Annotated in this window: 19 protein-coding genes and 1 pseudogene; 12 read left to right on the top strand and 8 right to left on the bottom strand. The window is 69.8% G+C overall.

The window, feature by feature from the left end:
• Positions 1 to 823, top strand: a pseudogene (locus BKN37_RS13550) (DNA polymerase Y family protein); the annotation flags it as partial.
• Positions 824 to 967: 144 nt separating this feature from the next.
• Here the strand turns inward: BKN37_RS13550 and BKN37_RS13545 are convergent.
• The 3 genes from BKN37_RS13545 to BKN37_RS13535 are packed head-to-tail and all read right to left on the bottom strand — an operon-like array spanning position 968 to position 4,702.
• Positions 968 to 1,936, bottom strand: coding sequence for a nucleoside hydrolase (locus BKN37_RS13545; RefSeq protein WP_071026620.1), 969 nt, complete (start codon positions 1,934 to 1,936; stop codon positions 968 to 970).
• The gene (locus BKN37_RS13540; RefSeq protein WP_071026618.1) at positions 1,933 to 3,942 is read right to left on the bottom strand and encodes an SDR family oxidoreductase; all 2,010 of its coding nucleotides are present in this window, start codon (positions 3,940 to 3,942) and stop codon (positions 1,933 to 1,935) included. The genes BKN37_RS13545 and BKN37_RS13540 overlap by 4 nt, the downstream gene beginning before the upstream one ends.
• 58 nt (positions 3,943 to 4,000) lie before the next feature.
• Positions 4,001 to 4,702 (bottom strand): histidine phosphatase family protein, encoded by a 702-nt coding sequence (locus tag BKN37_RS13535; protein WP_071026616.1) that lies wholly within the window; start codon positions 4,700 to 4,702, stop codon positions 4,001 to 4,003.
• Between the two features lie 140 nt (positions 4,703 to 4,842).
• Between BKN37_RS13535 and BKN37_RS13530 the strand changes: the two genes are divergently transcribed.
• Complete coding sequence (locus BKN37_RS13530) at positions 4,843 to 5,712, top strand: MaoC/PaaZ C-terminal domain-containing protein (RefSeq protein WP_071026615.1); 870 nt, start codon at positions 4,843 to 4,845, stop codon at positions 5,710 to 5,712.
• Here the strand turns inward: BKN37_RS13530 and otsB are convergent.
• A complete protein-coding gene (gene otsB / locus BKN37_RS13525) occupies positions 5,709 to 6,956 on the bottom strand; it encodes a trehalose-phosphatase (protein ID WP_071026613.1) in 1,248 nt (415 codons plus the stop codon). The genes BKN37_RS13530 and otsB overlap by 4 nt on opposite strands.
• 142 nt (positions 6,957 to 7,098) lie before the next feature.
• On the opposite strand from otsB, the gene BKN37_RS13520 reads away from it, so the two are divergent.
• On the top strand, positions 7,099 to 7,989 hold the full coding sequence (locus tag BKN37_RS13520) for a universal stress protein (RefSeq protein ID WP_071026624.1): 891 nt from the start codon (positions 7,099 to 7,101) through the stop codon (positions 7,987 to 7,989).
• Positions 7,990 to 7,994: 5 nt separating this feature from the next.
• Here the strand turns inward: BKN37_RS13520 and BKN37_RS13515 are convergent, their stop codons facing one another.
• Entirely contained in the window at positions 7,995 to 8,582 is a 588-nt protein-coding gene (locus BKN37_RS13515) for a TetR/AcrR family transcriptional regulator (protein ID WP_071026611.1), read from the bottom strand.
• A 90-nt stretch (positions 8,583 to 8,672) separates the two neighbouring features.
• On the opposite strand from BKN37_RS13515, the gene BKN37_RS13510 reads away from it, so the two are divergent.
• Entirely contained in the window at positions 8,673 to 10,655 is a 1,983-nt protein-coding gene (locus BKN37_RS13510) for a hypothetical protein (protein WP_071026609.1), read from the top strand.
• A gap of 2 nt (positions 10,656 to 10,657) precedes the next feature.
• On the opposite strand, the gene BKN37_RS13505 is transcribed toward BKN37_RS13510, so the two are convergent.
• Positions 10,658 to 12,085 (bottom strand): WS/DGAT/MGAT family O-acyltransferase, encoded by a 1,428-nt coding sequence (locus tag BKN37_RS13505; protein WP_071026607.1) that lies wholly within the window; start codon positions 12,083 to 12,085, stop codon positions 10,658 to 10,660.
• 803 nt (positions 12,086 to 12,888) lie between these two features.
• On the opposite strand from BKN37_RS13505, the gene BKN37_RS13500 reads away from it, so the two are divergent.
• The 3 genes from BKN37_RS13500 (at position 12,889) to BKN37_RS13490 (ending at position 17,454) form a co-directional block, all read left to right on the top strand.
• On the top strand, positions 12,889 to 16,170 hold the full coding sequence (locus BKN37_RS13500; protein WP_071026605.1) for an error-prone DNA polymerase: 3,282 nt from the start codon (positions 12,889 to 12,891) through the stop codon (positions 16,168 to 16,170).
• Between the two features lie 277 nt (positions 16,171 to 16,447).
• Positions 16,448 to 16,744, top strand: a complete 297-nt coding sequence (locus BKN37_RS13495; protein ID WP_071026603.1) for a hypothetical protein — start codon at positions 16,448 to 16,450, stop codon at positions 16,742 to 16,744.
• A gap of 62 nt (positions 16,745 to 16,806) precedes the next feature.
• Positions 16,807 to 17,454 (top strand): nitroreductase family protein, encoded by a 648-nt coding sequence (locus tag BKN37_RS13490; RefSeq protein ID WP_071026601.1) that lies wholly within the window; start codon positions 16,807 to 16,809, stop codon positions 17,452 to 17,454.
• Between the two features lies 1 nt (position 17,455).
• Here the strand turns inward: BKN37_RS13490 and BKN37_RS13485 are convergent, their stop codons facing one another.
• Positions 17,456 to 17,920, bottom strand: coding sequence for a tRNA (cytidine(34)-2'-O)-methyltransferase (locus BKN37_RS13485; RefSeq protein ID WP_071026599.1), 465 nt, complete (start codon positions 17,918 to 17,920; stop codon positions 17,456 to 17,458).
• Positions 17,921 to 18,168: 248 nt separating this feature from the next.
• Here BKN37_RS13485 and BKN37_RS13480 point away from each other — a divergent pair, with 248 nt between their 5' ends.
• From BKN37_RS13480 to BKN37_RS13460, 5 genes are read left to right on the top strand one after another with little or no spacing between them, the layout of a single operon-like run.
• Positions 18,169 to 20,949: a sensor histidine kinase gene (locus tag BKN37_RS13480; protein WP_071026597.1), complete on the top strand. Its 2,781-nt coding sequence runs from the start codon at positions 18,169 to 18,171 to the stop codon at positions 20,947 to 20,949.
• Positions 20,946 to 21,359: a serine protease inhibitor gene (locus BKN37_RS13475; RefSeq protein WP_071026595.1), complete on the top strand. Its 414-nt coding sequence runs from the start codon at positions 20,946 to 20,948 to the stop codon at positions 21,357 to 21,359. Before BKN37_RS13480 ends, BKN37_RS13475 begins: the two co-directional genes overlap by 4 nt.
• A gap of 17 nt (positions 21,360 to 21,376) precedes the next feature.
• The gene (locus tag BKN37_RS13470) at positions 21,377 to 21,754 is read left to right on the top strand and encodes a DUF742 domain-containing protein (protein ID WP_071026593.1); all 378 of its coding nucleotides are present in this window, start codon (positions 21,377 to 21,379) and stop codon (positions 21,752 to 21,754) included.
• A complete protein-coding gene (locus tag BKN37_RS13465; protein WP_071026591.1) occupies positions 21,732 to 22,307 on the top strand; it encodes a GTP-binding protein in 576 nt (191 codons plus the stop codon). The genes BKN37_RS13470 and BKN37_RS13465 overlap by 23 nt, the downstream gene beginning before the upstream one ends.
• A 2-nt stretch (positions 22,308 to 22,309) precedes the next feature.
• The gene (locus BKN37_RS13460; protein WP_071026588.1) at positions 22,310 to 22,870 is read left to right on the top strand and encodes a pentapeptide repeat-containing protein; all 561 of its coding nucleotides are present in this window, start codon (positions 22,310 to 22,312) and stop codon (positions 22,868 to 22,870) included.
• Between the two features lie 7 nt (positions 22,871 to 22,877).
• Here the strand turns inward: BKN37_RS13460 and BKN37_RS13455 are convergent.
• On the bottom strand, positions 22,878 to 24,990 hold a 2,113-nt coding region (locus BKN37_RS13455), incomplete at its 5' end, for an ATP-binding cassette domain-containing protein (RefSeq protein ID WP_207547243.1).

Here is a 24,990-nt window from a genome sequence, read left to right as displayed (position 1 = left end):
CCCGCCGATCGCCCGGGTGGACGCCGCCGCGTTCGCCGGGCGCACGCTGGCCGACGCCTTGCATCAAAGGCTGATGGACGCCGGGGTGGGCTGCACCCGGCTGGCCATTCACGCCGTCACCGCCAACGGCGAAGAGCTGAGCAGGGTGTGGCGGTGCGCCGAGCCGTTGACCGAAGACGCGACCGCCGACCGGGTGCGCTGGCAGCTGGATGGCTGGCTGCACACCCGGACCCCCGGCGCGAAGCCGACCGCGCCGGTGACCCTGCTGCGGCTGCAGCCGGTCGAGGTGGTCTCGGCCGAGGCGCTGCAACTGCCGCTGTGGGGCGGCCTCGGCGAGGAGGATCGGCTCCGCGCCCGCCGGGCGTTGGTGCGGGTGCAGGGCCTGCTCGGCCCGGAGTCGGTGCAGATCCCGGTGCTGTCCGGGGGCCGCGGGCCGGCCGAACGCATCACCTTGACCCCGCTGGGCGATGAGCCGGTGCCGGCCGCCGACCCGCGCCAGCCCTGGCCGGGTCAACTGCCCGAGCCGTCGCCGGCGGTGCTGTGCGACGACCCGGTGGAATTGCTTGACGCCCACGGCAACCCGATCCGGGTCACCAACCGGGGACTGTTCTCCGCCGACCCGGCGCGGCTGCTGGCCCGCGGTCGGACCGACCGGCTGTGCTGGTGGACCGGGCCCTGGCCGGTCGACGAGCGGTGGTGGGATCCGGACCGACCCAAGGGCCGCACCGCCCGCGCCCAGGTACTGGTCGACGGCGACCCCGGCAGCGCGCTGCTGCTGTGCTATCGGCAGCGGCGCTGGTATCTGGAAGGGGTCTACGAGTGACCGGGGGCCGCCTTTGCCCGCTCGTCGCCTTTCGCCCTTCGCCGAACGTGCGCCCACGGCGGAAAAATGGCGAAAATCCCGCCGCCAGCGCACGTTCGGCGAAGGAATGGGCACGTTCGGCGAAGGGCGAACGCGGCGAGTTGATCAGCCCAGTCGAGCCGCGAATGCGCCGACCCGGTCGATGAACCGGTCGAAAAACGCGTCCGGATCCACGCTCACCCCGATGTCCACGTTGGGCTCTTTGCCCCAACGCCCGGTCCAGTCGACCACCGTCATGCCGCGGGTCAGGGTGCCGGTTAGCTCGACGTCCACCGTCGCCGGCCGGGTGCTCACCAACTCCGGGTCGAGTGCCACCGCCGCGGCCAGCGGATCATGCAGATACGCCAGGTAGCCGTGCCCGAGCTTGTCGTGGAACTCGAAGTAGAACCGCAGCGCGTCGTCCAGTACCCGGAGCAGGGGATTGGTCGTCGAACCGGCGACCGCCGCCAGCCGGTCCAGGTGGGCCGGTGTCATCGCGATCCGATGGGTGAGCTCCAACCCGCACACGATCGGCAGCTGGTCCGCCGCGCCCCAGGCGGCGAACACCTGCGCGGCCGCCTCGGGGTCGACGCCGATGTTCCATTCGGCCACCGGGGTGGTGTTGCCGCGGTAGTCGTAGGCGCCGCCCATGACGACGAGCCGACGCAACAGCGTGGGCAGCGCCGGTTCGGCACGCAGCGCCAGCGCCAAATTGGTCAGCGGCCCGGTGGCCACCCCGATCAGCTGGCCGGGATGGTCGCGGGCGGCCCGCACCCAGGCGGTGGCCGCGTCGTAAGGGGTGAGCGCACCGGTCGCGGGCGGCAGCTCGGCGTAGCCGAGACCGGTCGGGCCGTGGGCGCCGTCGACGAGCAACGGTCCGTGCAACGGCCCGTCGGCACCTCGGGACACCGGAACACCGGCCACCCCGCACAGCTGCAGCAGACCCAGGTTGTTGGCGCAAACCTGGTCGACCCCAACGTTTCCGGCGGTCGAGGCGATGCCCACCAGGTCGGCGTCGGGGCTGGCCAACAGGTACACCAGCGCCAGCGCGTCGTCCACGCCGGTGTCGACGTCGGCGAAAACCGGGTGGCTCACCAGTGCACGCCGGGCACCAGCCGGGCCGCCCTGCGCACCGGCCGCGGCACCCGCACCCCGGCGATGGCCCGGACCGGGCGTTTGGGTCGGCGCTGCGGCGTCGGCGCCACCTCGGGCTCGGCCGGCGCCAGCCCGCGCGCCGCCGCCGAATCCGGGTAGCCCAAATACAGCTGGTGCAGGATCCGCCGCGACAGCCGCGGGGTGAAGTAGTTGCCGGCCTCGGCCAGCGTGCCGGTCGGGGTGTCGATCCGGGCCGGCTTCTCCACCAGCCCGCGCACCACCATCGCCGCGGCGTGCTCGGCGCTGATCGGCGGCACCGGGTTGAGCCGGCGCGACGGCGTGATCATCGGGGTGGCCACCAGCGGCATGTGGATGTTGGTGAACGTGATGTGATCCGACAGCGTCTCGGTGGAGACCACCTCGGCGAACGCGTCCAGGGCAGCCTTACTCGGCAGGTACGCACTGTATTTCGGGCTGCGGGCCTGCACGCCGGCGCTGGACACGTTGACCACGTGACCGAACCGCCGTTCTCGCCAGTGCGGCAGCAGCGCCAGCGTCATCCGCACCGCGCCGAAGTAGTTGACCGCCATCACCCGCTCGTAGTCGTGCAGCCGGTCGGTGGAGTTGATCACCGACCGGCGAATCGACCGGCCGGCATTGTTGACCAGGTAGTCGACGTGGTCGAAGCGGCCCAGGATGTCCTTGATCGTGTGATCCACCGACGCCGAATCGGTGACGTCGCAGGTGAACGCGTACGCGGTGCCGCCAGCCGCGCGGATCTCGGCGATCAGATCGTCGAGCGCTTCGGCGTTGCGGGCCAGCGCGAACACGGTGGCGCCACGTTCGGCGACCGCGATCGCCGACGCGCGGCCGATTCCGCTGGACGCGCCGGTGATGATGACGTGCCGCCCGACCAGCGGGCCGGCCGGGTCGTCGCGGCGGGCGCGGTCCGGATCCAGCCGCTCGGCCCAGTACCGCCACAGCGCCGGCGCATACGACGCGAACTCGGGTACTTCGATCCCGGTGCCGCGCAACGCCTCCCGCGTCGCCTCGGAGGTGAACGTGGGGGCCAGGTCGACGACGTCGAGCACTTCGGGCGGGATCCCCAGCTGGGTGGCCGCCATATTGCGCCACACCTTGGCCCGGCCCCGGGCCCGCAGCACCGGCGCGGCCACCGAGCGGGGCAGCGACGCCCGCAGCGGCGGCAGCCCGGCGGCCTCGGCGATGCCGCGGTAGATTCCGCGCAGCCCGATCGTCGTCGGCGCGGTCAGGTGGAAGGTGCGCCCGTCTGCGCCCTCGGCGTGCAGCAGCGCGACCAGCGCGTCGACGACGTAGTCGACCGGGACCACGTTGGTGCGCCCGGTGTCGGGCAGCGCCATCGGCGTGAACCGGGGCAACACCGCCAGCTTGGCCAGCACCGGAAAGAAGTAGTAGGGGCCGTCGACCTTGTCCATCTCCCCGGTGCGTGAATCGCCCACCACCACCGCCGGCCGGTAGACCCGGTAGCGCAGCCCCGGCGTCGACCGCACCAGCAGCTCGGCCTCGAACTTGGTCTGGTGATACGGCGTCGGCAGCCGCTGGCCGACGTCGAAGTCGTCCTCGGTGTATTCGCCGGGGAAGTCGCCGGCGACCGCGATCGACGACACGTGGTGCAACGTCGCGTCCAGGCGGCGGGCCAGCGCGATCACCGCGCGGGTGCCGTCCACGTTGGCCGCGCGCTGCTCGGCCTCACCGGCGGTGATGTCGTAGATCGCCGCGCAGTGCACGACGTGGCCGACCGCCCCCAGCTCGGTGATCACCGCGTCGGTCAACCCGAGATCGGGGGCGGTGAGGTCCCCGACCAGCGGTTTCGCCCGGTCACCCCAGCTCGCGGCCAGCCGCTCGAAGCGGCCCAGGGAGTCGCGGCGGACCAGGACCCACACCTCGGCGTCGGGACGCGTGGCCAACAGCTGGGACACCACTCGGCGACCAATAAACCCGGTACCGCCGGTAACGACATAGCGCATGCGAGTCATCGTGGCCCCTGGCCGGGCCTACGTCAACACGGTGTGACGTAGTAGTCGGTTAATTGAAGCTGCGGATACCGTCCCAGTCCACCAGCGTCCAGCCGGTGGCCGGGCTGCCGGTGATCACCACCCGCCCGACATTGGGCAGCGGGTGGTCGCTGAGCAGGCTGTCCTTGGGGTTCTTGACGTTCATCAGGGTCCAGACCATGATCGCCGCGCCGTGGGCGAACGCCACCGGCTTGGCGTCCCCGCTGGCGTAGATCTTCTGGACGGCGGCGCCGAACTGGTCGTTGAACGCGTTGCCGTCGATCGAGCCCGGGATCGCGTTGGCGCGGTCGCCGCGCAACCACTGCTTGGGCGCCAGCAGATAGGTCGAGTCGGCCCGCGCCGACGGGCCGCCGTCATACCAGCCGGCGTCGATCTCCCGCAGCCCCGGCAGCACCTCCACCCGGCGACCCAGCTCATGCGCCAGCGGCGCGGCGGTCTGCTGGGCCCGTGCCATCGAGGAGGCGTAGACGCCGTCGTACCCGTTGCGGCTGAGCTGATGGGCGATCTGGTCGGCCTGCTTTTTGCCCTCCGGGGTCAGGCCCGGACCGGGCATGTCGGTGTCGATGATGCCGTCGGCGTTGGCTTCCGACTGCGCGTGCCGGATGAAGGTCAAGGTGATGGTCCGCACGTGCGGGGTGCCGCTGCAGGCGGCGAGGAAGATCGCCGCGGCGACGATCGCCGCCGCTTTCCAGGTGACGGTCCGGTTGGGCATGGCGATAGCCTGCCTTGCCGGCGACGCCCGCGGGGCGGATTCGTTTCGGTTGGGGCGAATTTGTGACGGCGGTAACCCTGCGGCCCGCGCCGGTGGTGGAATGGGCCTCGTCACGTGGATGCCATCGCAAAGGAGACCCCATGCCGATCGATCCCACCGCCATCGGCGCCACCACCGAACCGACGCTGTTCGAGTGGACCGACCGGGACACCATGCTCTACGCGCTCGGGGTGGGCGCCGGAACCGAAGACCTCGCCTACACCACCGACAACAGCCACGGGATCGCCCAGCAGGTGCTGCCCACCTATGCGGTGATCTGCTGCATGGGCTTTGCGGCGGCCGCCAAGATCGGGGACTTCGACTTCAGCCAGCTGCTGCACGGCTCGCAGCAGATCCGGTTGTTCGCGCCGCTGCCGCCGGCCGGTCGGCTGAGCGTGGTCGCCGAGGTGGCCGACATTCAGGACAAGGGGGAGGGCAAAAACGCGATCGTCATGCTGCGCGCCCGCGGCACCGACCCCACCACCCAGGACGTGATCGCCGAAACCTTGACCACGGCGGTGATCCGCGGCGCCGGGGGCTTCGGGGGAGCGCCGGGGCAGCGGCCGGCCGCGCCGGAGATCCCGGAGCGCGACCCCGACGCGCGGGTCGCCTACCCCACCCGCGACGACCAGGCGCTGCTCTACCGGCTCTCCGGCGACCGCAACCCGCTGCACAGCGACCCGTGGTTCGCCCAGACCCTGGCCGGTTTCCCCAAGCCGATCCTGCACGGGTTGTGCAGCTACGGCTTCGCCGGCCGCGCGTTGCTCGCCGAGTTGGCCGGCGGTGAGGCCGCCAAGATCACCAGCATCGCGGCGCGTTTCAGCGCGCCGGTGTTCCCCGGCGAGACGCTGACCACGTCGATCTGGCGCACCGAGCCGGGCCGGGCGGTGTTCCGCACCGAGGCCGCCGCGCCCGACGGCACCGGGGCGCGGGTGGTGCTCGACGACGGCGCGGTGGAGTACCGGGACTAAACTCCGGGGCGGGCGCCGAGCTGGTCGGCCAGCCGCGCGGTGAACTCGCGGACCCGCGCGGGACTGTCCAGCGCGTAGCGGGCCGCGGTGGCGCGGTCCCCGTCGTCGGTGTGGCGGACCACGATTGGAATGCCGTCCGCGCGGATCGTGTCGAAGGCGTCCTCGTCGGTGATGTCGTCGCCGAGATACATCGGCACCAACGGGCCCGCGGCGACGCGCTCGATGATCCAGCGCAGCGTTTTGCCCTTGTCCCAGTCGATATCCGGGCGCAGCTCGATCACTTCCCGGCCGGTGGTCACCCGAAGCGCGTACCGCCGACCGGCGGCGCGCACCGCCGCGGCCACCGCGCCGACGTGTTCGCGGGCCGCGTTGCGGTAATGCACGGCAACCGCAAAACGCTTGTGTTCCACCGCAACACCGGCGATGTCGCCGAGTTGGGTGCGCAGCTGGTCGGCGGCCTCGGCCAGCACCGGGATGGCGGCCGCCGCGGCGTCGTTCTGGTGGTGCGCGCCGTCCGGCCCGATCAGCTCGAAGCCGTGGCTGCCCGCATACCAGATCCCGGGCACCCCGATGCGCTCACGGACGTCGGCGAGGTCGCGGCCGCTGAGCACCGCGACCGGGCAGTGGGCGGCCAACCGCTGCAGTGCCTCGCCGGCGCCGTCGGTCAGCCGCGCCGCGTCGGGGTCGTCGACGATGTCGGACAGGGTTCCGTCGAAGTCGAAGAACACCGCGGGCCGCTGGACACCCTCCGCCTCGTCCAGCAGCGCGGAGGTGGCATCGGGAAGCACCGACATGCGCTGGTCGCCGGTGCGCACGACGACCTCGCTCAGCTCGGTGACCACCACATCGGCGCCCCGGCCGCGCAGCGCGTCAGCGTGCCGTCCGGTCGCGTCGAGGCCGATCACCAGGGCGAAACCGCCGTCGCGTGCCGCGGTAATGGCGTCCTCGGCGGGCGCGATCACCACGCAGCGGCCCGGCCGCGCGCCCACCCGCTGGGCCGCCTCGGCCAACACCGCGGCGTCGGTCGATCCGTCGACGCGGACCTCGAACAGGTCCGAAAGTCCCACGGCGGCCAGCACATCGGCGCTAGCGCGGTGCGACGAGAACACCGCGGCACCGACGCCGACGTCCCGCAGCTGGCGCACCAGCGCCACCGTCGAATCCGACACCGGCGCCCCGGTCACCACGGCGTCGAGGTCGAACAGCACCGCGTCGTGGCGGCGCGGGTCGATGGTGACCGGCACGGTGGTCGCCCCTTTCCGTCTGGTTCTTCAACCTACGGTAGCTATGACGGCGCCGCAGCAAACGGCGCGCGCCGCCGATCCGGCGTCGTACCGTGGTAGCGGTAGCGGTCTGATCGCCGGAGAACCGGAGAAGGAGAACGAGATGTCCGCCCCGGTCACGCATCACGGCATCCTGGTCGGTGTCGACGGATCCCCGTCCTCGGCCGCGGCGGTGGACTGGGCGGCGCGGGACGCCGCGATGCGCGGTGCGTCGCTGGCGTTGGTGCACATCCTGGCCCCGCCGGTGGTGATGACCTTCCCCGAGACCCCGATGCCGCCCGGCTACGCCGAATGGCAAGAAGAGCAGGGGCAGCGGCACATTCGCGATGCGCTCGAACTCGTGCGGGGCCGTACCGGGCCGGCCGGGCCGCTGCAGGTCAGCGGCGAGACCATGATCGGATCGACGGTGCCCACCCTGGTCGAGTTGAGCACGCAGGCCACCATGATCGTGGTCGGCTGCCGCGGTCACGGTCGGTTGCGGCGCAGCCTGCTGGGTTCGGTCAGCTCCTCGCTGGTCCGGCACGCGCACTGCCCGGTCGCGGTCATCCACGACTGGGAGGATCCGCTGGCGCCCGACCCCGGCCAGGCCCCGGTGGTCGTCGGGATCGACGGGTCACCGGTGTCGGAGGCCGCGACGGCGCTGGCGTTCGAGGAAGCCTCGTTCCGGGGGGTGGAGCTGGTGGCGGTGTATGCCTGGCACGACGTCAGTGTGTTCGAGTTTCCCGGAGCCGACGTCGCGGCCATGCAGGCCGACGGCGAGCTGGTGCTCGCGGAGCGGTTGGCGGGCTGGCAGGAGCGCTACCCCGACGTCAGCGTGCGGCGGGTGGTGGCTTGTGATCGGCCGGCCGACCAATTGATCGAGCAATCCCAGTCCGCCCAGCTGGTGGTGGTCGGCAGTCACGGTCGCGGCGGTTTCACCGGGATGTTGCTGGGCTCGGTCAGCACGGCGGTGGTGCAGTCGGCGCGGGTGCCGGTGATCGTCGCCCGCCCGTAACGCCGCTACCGCGTCGCGGTCTGGGCGGTCGGTGCCACGACGGGTAACACGAACTCGGTCAACATCGCTCGTTCGTCGTTGGCGTCGCGGCCCGGGAAACTCAACAGCGAGGTCATCACCCGCACAATCCAGCGGGCCCGGCGTTCGACGGCCTCGGGGGGATCGGCGTCCCACGGCCACAGCGAGGTCAGAAACGCCGCGACCATCGCGGTGATGCCCTCGGACCGGTCGGCCATCTCGGCGCCGATCGGCGGCCCGGACGGGGCGAACCACGACGCTAGCGGCGGGCTTTGCCGCACCAGGGCCAACGCCCGGGTGATGCCGGTGATCAGGCGTTGGTGCGGATCGGTGATATCGGCCAGGCTGTCGGCCACCCGGCGATACACCGATTCGGCCTCCCGGTGCACATACGCGGTGTGCAGGGCGTGCCGGTTCTCGAAGTACCGATACAGGGTGGCGCGGGAACATCCTGCGGCCCTGGCGATCTCACGCATGCCGACGGTGCCGGGGTCGTGCTGGGCGAACAGCTCGCCGGCGGCGTCCAAGACGCGGGCGATCACCGCCGACGCGTCATGAGACACTTGCGCGCACATGTCTCACATATTACAGTGCCGATAAATTAACGATTTTCTCAGCTGAAGCACATGGTGGATTAAGTCATTCGCACTGCGGACGGAGATGCGATGCGCAACCAGCTAGCCCGATTCCGGGGGCCCACGATCCTCCTCGCCACCGCCGTCGCCGGCGTGATCGCGGTGGCCCCGGTGACGCCGTCGGTGCGGCCCGGCCAGCTGCCCGACATCCGGCTCACCGCCGACGACGCCTCCTGGCAGCCGGCGCTGGATCAGCTGCTGGACGCCATGCAGCAGGCGGTGGCGCAGGATTCGGCGCTGCCCTTCGCGACACCGGACAGCGCCGCCACGTTGATGACGAGCCTGCAGAACACCAATTACGAACTGCTGATGGCCGGCATCTCGCGGGTCACCGAGTTGTTCAACGGGTGGTTTTTCCAATCGCCGGAGGTGGTCGGTGGCGACGCCGCCGATCCCCGCCAGTACTTCCAGTTCTTCACCCCCGACATCTACTACCACGCGACCGCCGGCCTGGCGCCCGGCGCAACCTACGAACTCACCGGCACCGTCGGCGGCGGGACCGAGGCGCTCGCCATCGCCACCGAAGAGATCACCGGGTCGACGGCGGTGAGCAAGAGCAGTTTGGAACTCGGCCACAATTTGGTGGTCAACCCCAACGGCACGTTCACCGTCTACATTGGGCCCACCGATCCCAGCGGCGCGGTCAACTACCTCAACGACACCGACGCCACCGCCCAAGGTGACGCCTCGCTGCTGATCCGGGACATGCTGGGCAACTCGGCGCAGGGCCCCACCAACGTCAGCATCCACTGCGTGGCCGACTGTCCGGCGTTCTTTGCCATCCCCAGTACGGGGCTGTTCCCCGGGGCGGGGGACTCCGCCGCCGACGCGGCGGGGACCTCGGGCACCCAGATCACCTCGCTCGACTCGTTGTTGACCACGCTGTTCACCGCGTTCGCCAACATCGTCGGACCGTTCAACTCCGAGAACATGGGGCTGGCCCAAATCGCGGGGATCGAGCTCCCGGCCAACACCATGGGCGCGCTGACACCGGAAACCAGTTTGTTCGCCACCGGCCTGCCGAGCGCGGACGTCTCGGCGGGCAACTTCGACCTGGATCCGGGCCAGGCGCTGATCGTGAAGGTGCCCGATGTGGCGGCCGGCTACAGCGGGATCGAGCTGATGAACGTCTACGGCGCCGGGCTGCCGTCCACCTTGGCGCAGACCACCCTCAACAACACCCAGGCGTTCCACGACGCCGACGGCTACACCTACTACGTGGTCAGCGCCACCAACCCGGGGGTGGCCAACTGGCTGGACAGCAGCGGCGTCACCCGCGGTGAGATCTTCGCCCGGTTCGAAAACCTGCCCGACGGCACCGACCCGACCGGCCTGCCGGTGACCACCCAGGTGGTGCCGGTGGACGAGGTGAGCCACTACCTGCCCGCCGACACCCCCACCGTCAGCCCGGAGGAATACGCCGCGGACATGGCGCAGCGGGTGTTCTCCTACGACTACGCCCTGGATGTGTCGCGCGAACACGCCCAACCCGACTGGGTGATCCAGCAACTGCTGCTGCACGGCCTGCAGGGCCTGATGGGAACCGACAACTATGACGCGGTGTTCGGCAGCGAACCGGTCACCCCGTTGGCGCTGCGGTTCTCCGATGCGTTGAGCCCGGACTTCGGTGCCGTCCTGCACGACGTGCTCACCAACCCGGTCGGCAGCCTGGAGGCGGTCATCAACAATGTGCCGCTGCTCGCCAGCGACATCGGCTTGCCGATGGAGTTGGCCGTTGGCCAAACCGTGTTGTCGCTGCTGCTGCCCCAGCAGCTCGGCTCCCTGCTCGACAGTGTGCTGTTGGACCCGAACAGCGGGATCGTCGCCGGGCTGCTCAACGCCCGCGACGATCTGGCGACGGCGATCCTGACCGCCAACGGCGGTTTCCCCACCGAGCTGGGCGTGCAGGCGGCGCAGGAGTGGGCCAACATGGCCGAGTTGGTCTCCTCGACGCCGATCACCACGCTGGCCGATCTCGGCTCGCTGTTCAGCCTCGTCGATTTTCCCTGGTGAACCTACGCGGTGCGGATCCCGGTTCGATGCGGGTCTTCGCGGTCGGCGGGGAACAGCAGCACCTCGTCGCGGCTGAGCGCGGCCAGTCGCGCCACCGCCCGCCCGATGCCTTCGGCCAGCAGCTCGACGTCGGCGGCGCCGTCGTAATCGGCGGTAATCCCGAACACCAACTCGTCGGCATAGCTGAGCACCGCGACACCGGTGCGCAAGCGCAACGCGATCGGCGCGATCGGCAGCAGGCCCGCCACTTTGCCGCCCATGATCCGGAGCCGGTGGCGTGGTCCCGGGACGTTGGTGGCCAGCGTCACGATGCCGCGCTGCGGCAGCCGAGTCAGCAGCCGGATCGCCCACGAGGACAGCATGAACGGGACGACGTTGGCCGCCGACACCAACATATTGCCGGCCTGGCGCTGCCCGCTGCGTTTGGTTCTGGTCAACCGGGTGTGCACGGTGCGCAGTTGCTGCACCGGATCGTCGAGGTCGACCGGCAGATACGGCAACATGATCGAGATGCGATTGTCGGGCGTGTCCGGTGCCTCCGCCGAGCGTACCGACACCGGAACCAGCGTCCGCAATGAATCCGTGCGGGGCTGCTCGCCGCGGTGCAGCAGCACCGCACGGAAGCCCTCGGTAATCGCCGCCAGGACAACGTCGTTGATGGTGACATCGAACTTGCGGGACACGGTTTCGACCTCGGCCAACCGGACCCGGACCGCGCGGTAGCGGCGCATGGCGGTGACGGGGCCGGTCAGCGAGGATCCGCCCGCCGGCCGGAGCAAGCCGGTGGCGATTTCGGTGGCGCCGGCCATCGCTCGCGCGGCGGCATTGGTCACCGCGCCCGCGGCCCGCCAGGCGTTATCGGCCCAGGCCAGCGGGTTGAGCTCGGGGACCGCCCGGCGACCCGGGGGTGGTGCCGCGGCGGTCCGGCCGGCGCGACCGGGGGCGGCGATCGCGTTATCGCCGGTCGGGTCGCACAGCCTGCTGAGGATGTGGGTCGCCGAGACACCGTCGGCCATGCAGTGGTGAATCTTCATCAAGATCGCCCACCGGTTGTCGGTCAAGCCCTCAATGACCCAGCACTCCCACAGCGGGTGAGCCCGATCCAGGCGGCGCTCCATCACGTCGGCGACGACCCGGAACAGTTCGCCGTCAGCGCCGGGCGCGGGCACCGCTACCCGGCGGATGTGGCGGGATAAGTCGAATCCCGCCGCGTCCACCCACTGCGGGGCGCCCACGTCGAACGGGCGCATCCGCAGCACCTGGTTGAACCGGGGTATCGCGCCGATCCGTTCGGCCAGCATGGTTTTCAGCCGGCCGTGGTCGGGTGCCGGCCCGTCGATGATCGCGATCCCGCCGATCGCCAGGCTCACGTGCCGATCGGAATCCTCGGCCTGGAGGAAACTCGCGTCGAGTGTTGTCAGGTGTGTCATCGTCAGCCACCTCTGTCCGTTGCTGAGGTTGGGTAGAAGTATCCGCCGCACCCCATGGCCGCGATAGACACGCAGAGTTAAAAACACGTCAACAACAGGGATCGGGTGTAAATAGCTGGGAACCTTCTGTCGAAACACCCGGAATCGGTTGTGCGGAAGGATCTTTATGGCTCGGTTGGCGGTGGCGCGGCCGACGCCGGCACAGCCGATGGACGTCGTCGACACGATACCGGTCCCGCCGTCTCGGCGCCGATCGAAGGGGTGTCGCTCGCCCGTAGCGCCATGGTGTGGCTGGCCGCGCGGCGGAACACGGCGAAGTCGAACCGCGTCGGGGTGGCGCAGTTTGGATTGGCGAGCAAGATATTTCGCGCCACTCCTGCCACAGGCGTCACCGCGTGGGCCGGGGCCATCGATGCGTCCGCCTCTGAGCGACAAACCGGGGTTTGAGCGGTGGACGGGCGGCGAGCCAGTCACCGCAGACACTTACATCCCGATCTGCCTCATACGTCACCGTCAATTGCGGTTTTCCGGTTGCCCGGCTATCAGCGACAACCGGGACGGTGCGCGGCCGGGTGTGAGGGTCTGAGATGAACGATGCGATTGCGGCCGCGAGAATCGGGCGCCGAAGGCCCCCTCGTCACCACACGCAGTTTGTCGCTCAGAGGCGGACGCATCGTCACATGCCGGACTTCTTGATGCCCCTGGGGTTCCTGATGCGCGGCGGCGAAGCGCCCTCCCGGAGGCAGGCCGGCCGGCACCGGATTACGCAAACGCATCGAACAAACTTTCGATAAACTGTCGGGATGGGCTGGGGCAACGGACCGCCGAGCTGGGCGGAGATGGAGCGGGTGCTCGACGGCAAGCCGCGCCGCGCCGGCACCCCGCTGGCCGGGGAGCCGCAACACGACGACGGCCCGCGGTCCCGTAAACGGGGGGCCTACCACGGCGCCGACGGCCCCCCGCCGGTTCGTTCGGCGGTCGCCTACGCCGAGCTGCACGCGCATTCGGCGTACAGCTTCTTGGACGGGGCCAGCACCCCCGAGGAACTGGTCGAGGAGGCCGCGCGGCTGGATTTGCGCGGCATCGCGCTGACCGACCACAACGGGTTGTACGGGGTGGTGCGGTTCGCCGAGGCGGCCGCCGAACTGGGGATCCCCACCGTGTTCGGCGCCGAACTGTCGTTGGGGTCGGCGGCGCGCACCGAGCACCCCGATCCACCGGGCCCGCATCTGCTGGTGCTGGCCCGCGGCCCGGAGGGGTATCGGCGGTTGTCGCGCCAGCTGGCCGCGGCGCACCTGGCCGGCGGTGAGAAGGGCAAGCTGCGATTCGACCTCGACGCGCTGGCGAATGCGGCGGGCGGGCATTGGCAGATCCTCACCGGGTGCCGCAAAGGCCATGTCCGCCAGGCCCTGACCGACGGCGGCCCGGATGCGGCGGCGACGGCGCTGGCCGATCTGGTGGACCGGTTCGGGGCCGAGCGGGTCAGCGTCGAACTCACCCACCACGGCCAGCCGCGCGACGACGAGCGCAACGCCGCGTTGGCGGCGCTGGCGCCGCGCTTCGGTCTCGGCGTAATCGCCACCACCGGCGCACATTTCGCGGCGCCGTCGCGGGCGCGGCTGGCGATGGCGATGGGCGCGATCCGGGCCCGGCAATCCCTGGATTCGGCCGCCGGCTGGCTGGCCCCGCTGGGCGGCTCGCATCTGCGGTCCGGCGCGGAGATGGCCCGGCTGTTCACCTGGTGCCCCGAGGTGGTGACCGCCGCGGCCCAACTCGGTGAGCAGTGTGCGTTCCCGCTGCAGCTGATCGCCCCGCAGCTGCCGCCGTTTGACGTCCCGGCCGGCCACACCGAGGACAGCTGGCTGCGGGAGCTGACGATGGCCGGTGCCCGGCGGCGCTACGGCCCGCCGTCCCGGGCCGCGACGGCGTACGCCCAGATCGAGCACGAACTGAACGTCATTGCCCAGCTGAAGTTTCCGGGCTATTTCCTGGTGGTGCACGACATCACCGCATTCTGTCAGCGCAACGACATCCTGTGTCAGGGCCGGGGATCGGCGGCCAACTCGGCGGTCTGCTACGCCCTCGGGGTCACCGCGGTGGACCCGGTGGCCAACGAGTTGTTGTTCGAGCGGTTCCTCTCGCCCGCCCGGGACGGGCCGCCCGACATCGACATCGACATCGAATCCGACCAGCGGGAAAAGGTCATCCAATACGTCTATGACAAATACGGTCGCGACTACGCCGCGCAGGTCGCCAACGTCATCACCTACCGGGGCCGCAGCGCCGTGCGCGACATGGCCCGGGCGCTGGGGTTCTCCCAAGGCCAGCAGGACGCCTGGAGCAAACAGATCAGCCGCTGGGGTGTGGGGCCCGAAACCGAGGGCATCCCCGAGCCGGTGATCGACCTGTCCGCCCAGATCGCCAACCTGCCACGGCATCTGGGGATTCACTCCGGCGGCATGGTGATCTGCGACCGGCCGATCGCCGACGTGTGCCCGGTGGAGTGGGCGCGGATGCCGGGCCGCAGCGTGTTGCAGTGGGACAAGGACGACTGCGCGGCAATCGGTTTGGTGAAGTTCGACCTGCTCGGCCTGGGCATGCTCTCGGCGCTGCACTACGCGATAGACCTGGTCGCCGAACACGAGGGCATCGAAGTGGACCTGGCTAAAATCGACCTGTCCGAGTCGGCGGTGTATGCGATGTTGTCCCGCGCCGATTCGGTTGGGGTGTTCCAGGTGGAGTCGCGCGCCCAGATGGCCACCCTGCCGCGGCTGAAACCGCGCGAGTTCTACGACCTGGTGGTGGAGGTGGCGCTGATCCGGCCCGGACCGATCCAGGGCGGCTCGGTGCACCCCTACATCCGGCGGCGCAACGAGATCGACCCGGTCGTCTACGACCACCCGTCGATGGAGCCGGCGCTGCGAAAAACCCTCGGGGTACCGCTGTTTCAGGAGCAGCTGATGCAGCTCGCCGTCGACTGCGCCGGATTCTCGGCCGCCGAAGCCGACCAGTTGCGCCGCGCGATGGGTTCCAAGCGGTCCACCGAACGGATGCGGCGGCTGCGCACCCGGTTCTACGACGGGATGCGCGAGCTGCACGGCATCACCGGCGAGGTCGCCGAGCGGATCTACGAAAAGCTGGAAGCCTTCGCCAATTTCGGTTTCCCCGAAAGCCACGCGCTGTCCTTCGCGTCGCTGGTGTTCTACTCGGCGTGGTTCAAGCTGCACCACCCGGCGGCGTTCTGCGCGGCGTTGCTGCGCGCCCAGCCGATGGGCTTCTACTCACCGCAGTCGCTGGTGGCCGACGCCCGTCGGCACGGCGTGGTGGTGCACGGCCCGTGCGTCAACGCCAGCCTGGCGCACGCCACCTTGGAGCGTGACGGCACCCAGGTGCGGCTGGGATTGGGGGCGGTTCGGCACCTCGGCGACGCACTGGCCGAGCAGCTGGTCGCGGAACGACAGGCCCACGGCCCGTTCGCGTCCCTGCTGGATTTGACCGGCCGGGTGCAGCTTTCGGTGCCGCAGACCGAAGCGTTGGCCACCGCGGGCGCGTTGGGGTGCTTCGGGATCACCCGCCGCGAGGCGCTGTGGGCGGCCGGGGCGGCCGCTACCCAACGGCCCGACCGGCTGCCGGGGGTGGGCTCCAGCTCGCACATTCCGGCGCTGCCGGGGATGAGTGAGTTGGAGTTGGCCGCCGCCGACGTGTGGGCCACCGGGGTGTCGCCGGACAGCTACCCGACCCAATTCCTGCGCGCGGACCTCGATGCGCTCGGGGTGATCCCCGCCGACCAGTTGACCAGCGTGCCCGACGGCACCCGGGTGCTGATCGCCGGCGCGGTCACCCACCGGCAGCGGCCCGCGACCGCCCAAGGCGTCACCTTCGTGAACCTGGAAGACGAGACCGGGATGGTCAACGTGCTGTGCACCCCGGGGGTGTGGGCGCGCCACCGCAAGCTGGCGCAGACCGCGTCGGCGCTGCTGATCCGCGGTCAGCTGCAAAACGCCAGCGGTGCGGTCACCGTGGTCGCCGAGCGGCTGGGCCGGCTCACCCTGGCGACGGGATCGCGCTCGCGCGACTTCCGCTGACGCCGTCGAACGTGCATCCACGGCGGAAATCGCGCCGAAATCCCGCCCTGGACGCACGTTCGGCGCAACCACCAGCGACGACGCCCCCACGCGCCGGCCCGCAAGCACCGTCGATGGCGATCTCGTATCATCGCTGGCTGGCCGCGGGTGCAAATCCCGGGCAGGACGGCGTTGTCGGCGATGTGGCTGGGACGGACCGCATCGAGCGACGAGAGGGGAACGTGGTGGGGGCGACACGGATCGGTGTCGGCGTGCGCGGGGAACCGGGCGGCGGCCGATGAGGATCAGCCCGCTGCAGGCCGAGATCTTGGCGATCATCCGCGGCTTCGGCTCGCCGGTGAACACCACCGAGGTGCGGCATCTGCTCAACGAGCAGCGCATCCGACCGCTGGTCGCCGAGCAGGTCTATCACGCACTGGTCACGTTGCAACGGCACCGTCAGGTCCGTCGCGTGCCGCGGCCGGGCACCCGAAACGTCTACTGGGAGCCGCACCCCGATGCGGCGCCCGGGAGTGTGAACCTTCTGAGAAAAACCGGCGGCACCATCGCACCGGATTCACTTTCGGCGGGTTAGCGGGGGTTAGCGGGCGGCCGAGCGGGCAGGCCCGGGTGCGGGCCCGACTGTAGTCTGCGCACATGGCCCTTAACTTGTCCGTCGACGACGTCCTGACCACCACCCGATCGGTGCGCAAGCGCCTCGACCTGGACAAGCCGGTGCCGCAGCAGGTGCTGCTGGAGTGCCTCGAGTTGGCGCTACAGGCGCCCACCGGCTCCAACGCGCAGGGCTGGCAGTGGGTCTTCGTCACCGACCCGGACAAAAAGAAGGCGATCGCCGACATCTACCGCGCCAGCGCCACCGCCTACCTGGACCGGCCCAAACCGGACTACGGCGACGGCGATGTCCGCAGCGAACGGATGGGGCTGGTCACCGATTCGGCGAAATACCTGGCCGAGCACATGCACGAGGTGCCGGTGTTGCTGATCCCGTGCTTGGAGGGGCGGGTGGAGCAGGCGCCGCTGGGGCTTAGCGCCTCGTTTTGGGCGTCGCTGTTCCCGGCGGCGTGGAGTTTTTGCCTGGCGCTCCGCTCGCGCGGACTGGGCTCGTGCTGGACGACGCTGCACCTGCTCGGCGACGGGGAGAAACGCGCCGCCGAGGTGCTGGGCATTCCGCACGAGCGGTACAGCCAAGGCGGCCTGTTTCCGATCGCCTACACCAAGGGCACCGAGTTCAAGCCCGCCAAACGGTTGCCGGCCGAGCAAGTGACCCACTGGGACAGCTGGTGATCTAGACCGCGCCGGCAAACCGGTGCTGACGCCACGCCTCGTACACGGCCACCGCGGCGGCGTTCGACAGGTTCAGTGACCGCCGACCCGGCAGCATCGGGATCCGGACCTGTTCGGTGATGTGGTCGTCGGCCAGCGTCGCCGCATCCAAACCGGTGGGCTCCGGGCCGAACAACAACACGTCCCCGGCGCGATAGCGCACATCGGCAAACGAGGTGGTGGCGTGAGCGGTGAAGGCGAACACCCGATCCGGGCGCAGCGCCGCCCAGGCCGCCGGCAGCGACGGGTGCACGGTGACCGACGCCAGGTCGTGATAGTCCAGCCCGGCACGGCGCAGTTTGGGCTCGGACAGGTCGAAGCCCAGCGGCTCGACCAGGTGCAGCTCCGCGCCGGTGCCCGCCACCATGCGGATTGCGTTGCCGGTGTTAGGCGCGATGCGGGGCGAGTAAAACATCACCCGAAACATCGCTCGATCATGACAAGGTCGTGAGAAATTTGCTCGCACCCCCATCTCGCGACACGCCGCAGGGTGGCTAACTCTGTCTGTTCAGTAAGGATTGTGGTAATGCGAGCCGCGTACTGTCATACTCGTCGAATTGCCACGCCCTAATCTCACCCCGCCGTGTACGCGAGCGGGTGAATCTGCAGGAAGTGTATGAATACGGCGCTAACAGTGAAATTCAACGGAGCGGTCGGTAGTACGACCGTGGGCCGGTGACCCTGTTCGCCCACCCGACCGGGCAAGAATCGGTGTCGGGGGAGAGCAACGATGCGCCGGAGGCGCCGACCAAACGCCCGCCGCGATGGTCGGTGAGCAACTGGCCGGTCCGCTGGAAGGTGTTGGCGATCGCGCTGGTGCCGATGGTGCTGGCGATGCTGTTCGGTGGGTTGCGGATCTCCGCGGCGATGAGCGACGCCAGCCAGCTGCGCCGGGCCGCCGACCGGGCCGAGATGATCCCGGCGATCACGAACTACATGGCGGCGCTGAGCAACGTGTTGGTGGTCGGCTCCGCCGGCGGTGACGTCCAAGGGGCGAAGAAGAACTACGAGAGCCGCAAGTACGAGCTGCAGTCGCGGCTGGCGGGCACCGACGTGGCGGCCGACGTGAAATCCGGGGTGACCCGGCTGCTGGACGGCGGTCAGGCGTTGCTGGACAAGGTGTCCTCAACCGGTGTCCCGCTGCGGGACCTGGTGGCCGGCTACACGCTGATCCTGTTGCCGGCTCAGGATGCGATCAACGGGTCGGTGCGCGTCGACAGCGAGCGGATCCGGGCCGAAACCGAGGGCCTGAGCCGCGCGGTCGGGGCCCGCGGCCAGATGATGATGCAGGAACTTATGGTCAACCGGGGCGGCGAGATGCCCGAACCGATGTTGCGGACCGCGATGCTGACCGTCGCCGGCACCGAGCCCTCGACGCTGCTCGGGATCAACAAGGTGCTCGGCGTGGACTCCCCGGACGCCAAAAAGCTCCAGCAGCTGTTTGTGGGCCGGATGACGCTGATGTCCGATCCGACCAGCGCGCTGGCCGGCAACCCGGACCTGCTGCAGGCGATCCACGCCACCGACGAGATCGCCACCCAGGTGATCAAGGACACCACCGGCGCGGTGACCAAAGCGGTGGAGGATCAGGCCGCCGACCGGCGCAACGCCGCGATCCGCGACACCATCCTGGTGTTGGCGGCGCTGGCGGTCGCGCTGGGCGTCGTGTTGTGGGTGGCCCGGTCGCTGGTGGCGCCGCTGCGCACCCTGCGGGACAGCGCGTTGAAGGTGGCGCACACCGACCTGGAGGACGAGATCGCCCGGGTGCGGGCCGGTGATGACCGCGCACCGGTGCCGCTGCCGGTGTACACCACCGAGGAAGTCGGCCAGGTCGCGCACGCGGTCGACGAGTTGCACGCCCAGGCGCTGCTGCTGGCCGGTGACGAGGCCCGGCTGCGGCTGCTGGTCAACGACATGTTCGAGACCATGTCGCGGCGCAACCGGTCGCTGGTGGACCAGCAGCTGACGCTCATCGACCGGCTGGAACGCAACGAGCACGACCCCGACCGGCTGGACAGCCTGTTCCGGCTCGACCACCTGGCCGCCCGCATGCGCCGCAACGGGGCCAACCTGCTGGTGCTGGCCGGCGCACAGATCTCCCACGAGAAGGGCCGGTCGGTGCCGCTGGCGACGGTGATCGACGCCGCCACCTCCGAGGTGGAGGACTATCGGCGCGTCGAAACCACGATCGTGCCGGACGCCACGGTGACCGGTGCGGCCACCGGCGACACCGTGCACCTGCTGGCCGAATTGATCGACAACGCGCTGCGCTATTCGCCGCCGGGGTCGCCGGTCCGGGTTTCGGCCGTGCAGACCGACGATGCGGGGGTGCGGGTCGAGATCAGCGACACCGGCCTGGGCATGACCGACGCCGATCTGCGGATCGCCAACATGCGGTTGGGCGCCGACAGTGAGGTCAGTCCCGAGAACGCCCGCCACATGGGTCTTTTCGTGGTCAGCCGGTTGGCCCAGCGCCACGGCATCGACGTCCAACTGCGGGCGACGGGGCGCTCCGGCATCACCGCCGAGGTGTATCTGCCGCCGAGCCTGCTGGTCGGTGCCGCGGGTCAGACCGAACTTCCGCGGCGGGGCGCGCCCACGCTGACGCTCGCCGCCGGGGACACGGCCGACGCCGAGGAGTCCACGGACGTGGCCGACATCACCCGACGCAATGGGGCGGCGACCAGCGAGGCCACGGTGTCGCTGCTGCCGCAGCGCAAGCCGGGGTCCAGCGGCATCACCGGCGCCCCGGAGCAGCCGTCGACCCCTGCCGCTGAGCCACCGGAGCCGGCGGCCGAGGCACCGGAGCCGCAGCGCGAGCTGCCGCGGCCGTGGTGGGAGAAGGACGTCGGGCAAGCGGTGGAGGAGTCGGCGCCGGCAGCGCCGTCGAACACCTCGGCGTACTTCTCCTCCCGCAACCGTGCCAGTGCCGAGCCGCCGGCCCCGTCACGGGACATCGGGGCCCTGCCCGACCTGCGGGATATGGACGCGCTGGCCGCCGAACTGGCGGCCCCGCCGGCCGGATCCTCGGAGGACCTGATCTACCAGCGGATGCTGTCGGAATGGCTGGTCGACCCGCACGAGTTGGCCCGCAGCGCCGACCTGGACTGGAAGACGGTGTGGGACCACGGCTGGTCGGTGGCCGCCGAGGTGGAGAACGTGCCGGTCGCCTCCCACACCGAACAGGGTCTGCCGGTGCGTGAACCCGGCGCCCGGTTGGTGCCCGGCGCGGCCAACGCCGAGCCGGCACCGGGCGCCAATGGCACGGCCAACGGAGCCGACCAGCGGTACCCGGTAGCATCAAACGGCGGGTTCGGAACCGGGTACAAACCTCGGCACGAGGCCCGGGACCGAGACCCCGACGCGATCCGTGCTTCTATCAGCAGTCATTTCGGCGGCGTGCGGCGAGGACGTTCGCACGCCCGACAGACAAGTCAAGGATCTGATCACGAATGACGTACCCGTCGCGCCAATCGGACAACTCACTGGATTGGCTGGTCTCCAACTTCGCCCGCGACGTGCCCGGGGTATCCCACGCGGTGCTGGTCTCCGTGGACGGGCTGCTGGTCGCGGCCAGTGAGCACCTGCCGCCCGACCGCGCCGACCAGCTGGCCGCGGTCTCCTCGGGGCTGGCCAGCCTGGCCACCGGCGCCGCGCAGCTGTTCGAAGGCGGCCAGGTGCTGCAGTCGGTGGTGGAGATGGAAAACGGCTATCTGCTGCTGATGCGGGTCGGTGACGGATCGCATCTGGCGACGCTGGCCGCCACCTCCTGCGACATCGGTCAGATCGGCTACGAGATGGCGGTCCTCGTCGAACGAGTAGGCAGCGTGGTGCAGTCGTCACGACGCGCGCCGCTGCACTCGTGAAGCCCTCGTGAGCCGCTATGGACAACCACGAGTTGCCGGAACCCGCAGCTGAGGCGAGCCTGGTCCGCCCGTACACTCTGACCGCCGGGCGCACCAACACCAACGTCGAGCTTCCCCTGGAAGCGCCGGTGCAAACCCTGCAGTCGGCGCTGTTTCACCGTTGGCCACCGAACGATACGCGAGGCAGGATCGTCCAGCTGTGCACGAAGAGCCCGTCGGTCGCCGAGATCTCGGCGCGGTTGGATTTGCCGCTGGGTGTCGCGCGCGTCCTGGTCGGCGATCTGGTCACGTCGGGATACCTTCGGGTACGCCGGACGTTGGATGACCGTTCGACCCGCGACGAACGCCGCGAACTCATAGGAAGGACGCTCCGTGGCCTACGAGCACTCGGATAGGCGGGACGCCGCCTCGACGAAGATCGTCATCGCGGGCGGGTTCGGTGTCGGCAAGACCACGTTCGTCGGCGCGGTTTCGGAGATCATGCCGCTGCGCACCGAGGCTATCGTCACCGATGCCTCCGCCGGCGTGGACGCGTTGGACGCGACCCCCGACAAGCGCACCACCACGGTGGCGATGGACTTCGGCCGGATCACCCTGGACGAGGACCTGGTGCTGTACCTGTTCGGGACGCCCGGCCAGCGACGGTTCTGGTTCATGTGGGACGACTTGGTGCGCGGCGCCATCGGCGCCATCGTTTTGGTGGACTGTCGGCGGCTGCAGGACAGCTTCGCCGCCGTGGACTTCTTCGAGCACCGCAACCTGCCGTTCCTGATTGCGGTCAACGAATTCGACGGCGCGCCACGGTATCCGGTCGCCGAAGTGCGTAAGGCGTTGACGCTGCCCGACCACATCCCGGTGATCACCGTCGACGCGCGGGACCGCAAGTCCGCGACCGACGCCCTGATCGCGGTAAGCGAATACGCGCTGACCAGCCTGGCGCCCAGCTGACCGTGCCGCAGTGGGCCGACCGCGAGTTTGTCGGTCACGATTTCCGCGACGAGGACCTGTCCGGGCTGCACACCGAGCGTGCGGTGTTCGACGAATGTGATTTCAGCGGGGTCAATCTCGCCGAATCGCAACACCGGGGCTCCGCGTTCCGCAACTGCCGATTCGAGCGAACGTCGCTGTGGCACAGCACGTTTGTTCAGTGCAGCATGCTGGGTTCGGTGTTCGTGCGCTGCCGGCTGCGACCGCTGACGCTGGACGAGGTGGACTTCACGCTGGCCGTGCTCGGCGGGAACGACTTGCGGGGTGTCGATCTGAGCGGCTGCCGGCTACGGGAGGCCAGCCTGGTGGAAGCCGACCTGCGTAAAGCCAAGCTGCGGGGCGCCGACCTGACCGGCGCGCGCACCATCGGCACCCGGCTCGACGAGGCCGATCTGCGCGGCGCGCGCATCGACCCGACGGTGTGGACCACCGCGTCGTTGACCGGGGCGCGCATCGACATCACCCAAGCGTTGGCGTACGCGGCCGCGCACGGGCTGCGGTTGGACTCGTCGACCGACGGCTAAGCCCGCTTTAGCGCTTGAGCCGGATGTTCCACCACACGATGCCGGTGTAGAGCACCGACAGCACGCACAGCATGGCCATGTCGAGCCACCAGATGCCCTTGGTGTGGTTCCACAGATGGTCTTTCGGGATCTGCTGGACGTCAAGCGGCGGGGTGCACCCCTTCGGCGCCACCGGGTTTGGGGCCGCGGCGGTTGGCTTCGGCATGCAATCCTGGGGGATCGCGTCATGGTGCAGCAGGTGGTTGAAGTCGATGGTCGAGGCGCCCGCGGCGTAGCCCCACCGTGCCGGCGTCACCCACGACATCTGGTCCAGCCCGAGCCGGCCGGTCACCGGGATCATGCCGCCGCACAACACCAGCTGCGACATGATCGACACCACCAGCATCGGCATGATCTGCTCGTTGGACTTGGCGAACGACGACAGCGCCAACCCGAGGACCGCCGAGGCCACGCAGCAGCCGGCGACGGTGAGGTAGAGCGCAAAACTGGCGCTGCCGAACATCGGATTCGCGGGATCGGGCGCCTTCTTGCCGATCAACACGATGCTCGTCGCAATTGCCGCCTGCGCGATCGCGAACACGCAGAACACCGCGATCTTGGCCAGCAGGTAGGCGGGGGTCGACAGACCCACCGCTTGTTCTCGCTTGAAGATGGGGCGCTCGCCGATCAGGTCACGGATGGTCAGCGCGGTACCCATGAAGACGGCACCGATAGTGAGCAGCACCATGATGTACTGCGGTTCGGTGGGCGCGTCCGACCCCGGCATGCCAAGGCCCCCGTCACCTTTCACGGTCAGCGACAGCGAACCCATGATGAACGGCAGCACCGCCAAAAAGACGGTATAGCCGCGGTCGGAGATGATCAGCCGCACCTGACGGCGCGCGATCGTGGACAACTGTTTTCGCACGCTGGTCGCCGCGGCTTTGCCGAGGTCGGCCGGCGGTGTCTCGGCGACCGCGACCGAGGACCGCTGATGTCCGCTGCGTTCCAGGAACCGCCGGTTGGCTTCGTCGGGGTCGGCGCCCACGTTGGCGAAGATGTCGGCCCAGTTCCGGGTGCCCAGCGCGGTCTCCACCTGGTCGGGCGGACCGAAGAAGGCGGTCTTACCGCCGGGCGCCATCAGCAGGATTTGGTCGCAGACGTCCAGGTAGGACACCGAGTGGGTGACCACCAGCACCACGCGGCCGGCGTCGGCCAGCCCACGCAGCATCAGCATCACCTGCCGGTCCAGCGCCGGGTCCAGCCCCGAGGTCGGCTCGTCCAGGATCAGCAGCGACGGCCCGGTCAGCAGCTCCAACGCCACCGAGGCGCGTTTGCGCTGGCCGCCGGAGAGCTTCTCCACCCGGGTGTCGGCGTGCTTGGTCAGCTCCAGCTCTTCGAGCACCTGGGCCACGGCCTGGTCGCGGTCGGCTTTGCTGCTGTCGGGCGGCAGCCGCAGCTCGGCGGCATACCCCAACGCCTGGTTCACCGTCAGCTGGCGGTGCACCACATCGTCCTGCGGGACCATCCCGATCCGGCTGCGCAGCGAGGCGTATTCGGTGTGGATGTTGTGACCCTCGAACAGCACCGACCCGGCGCTGGGGGAGGTGTAGCCGGCGATCAGCCGCGACAACGTCGACTTGCCGGCACCGGAGCCGCCGATGATGGCGGTCAGGGTGCCGGGGCGGGCGGTCAACGTGATGTTGTTGAGGAGCCGCTTGCCGCCCTCGACGTCGAAGCAGACGTCGCGCACCTCCAGGCCGCCGGTGCGGGTGGCGGCCTCGGTGCGGCGCACCAAGGTGCCACCGGTGAAGGTCAGGTCGACGTTGCCGATCGTGACCACGTCGCCCTCGTTGAGGATCGCCGACCCGATCCGGGTGCCGTTGACGAACGTCCCGTTGATGCTGCGGCTGTCCCGGATCTCGGTGCCCAGCGGGGTTGGCACCAGCATCGCGTGATGCCGGGAGGCCAGCACGTCGGAGATGACGATGTCGTTGTCGGTGGCCCGGCCCAGGGTCAGCGCGCCGGACGGCGCCTCGGGTGCCGCCGCGCCCGGACGCAGGATGTCCATCATCTTCGTCGCGAAGTTGCCGACCTCCGGCGGCTTGGCCGCGGCCGGGGCCATCCGGGTGGCCGGCTGC

Source organism: Mycobacterium talmoniae (assembly GCF_001854525.1).
GTDB classification, from domain to species: Bacteria; Actinomycetota; Actinomycetes; order Mycobacteriales; family Mycobacteriaceae; genus Mycobacterium; species Mycobacterium talmoniae.
The sequence above is the reverse complement of the archived record's forward strand: the minus strand, read 5'-3'. Positions and strand labels throughout refer to the sequence as shown.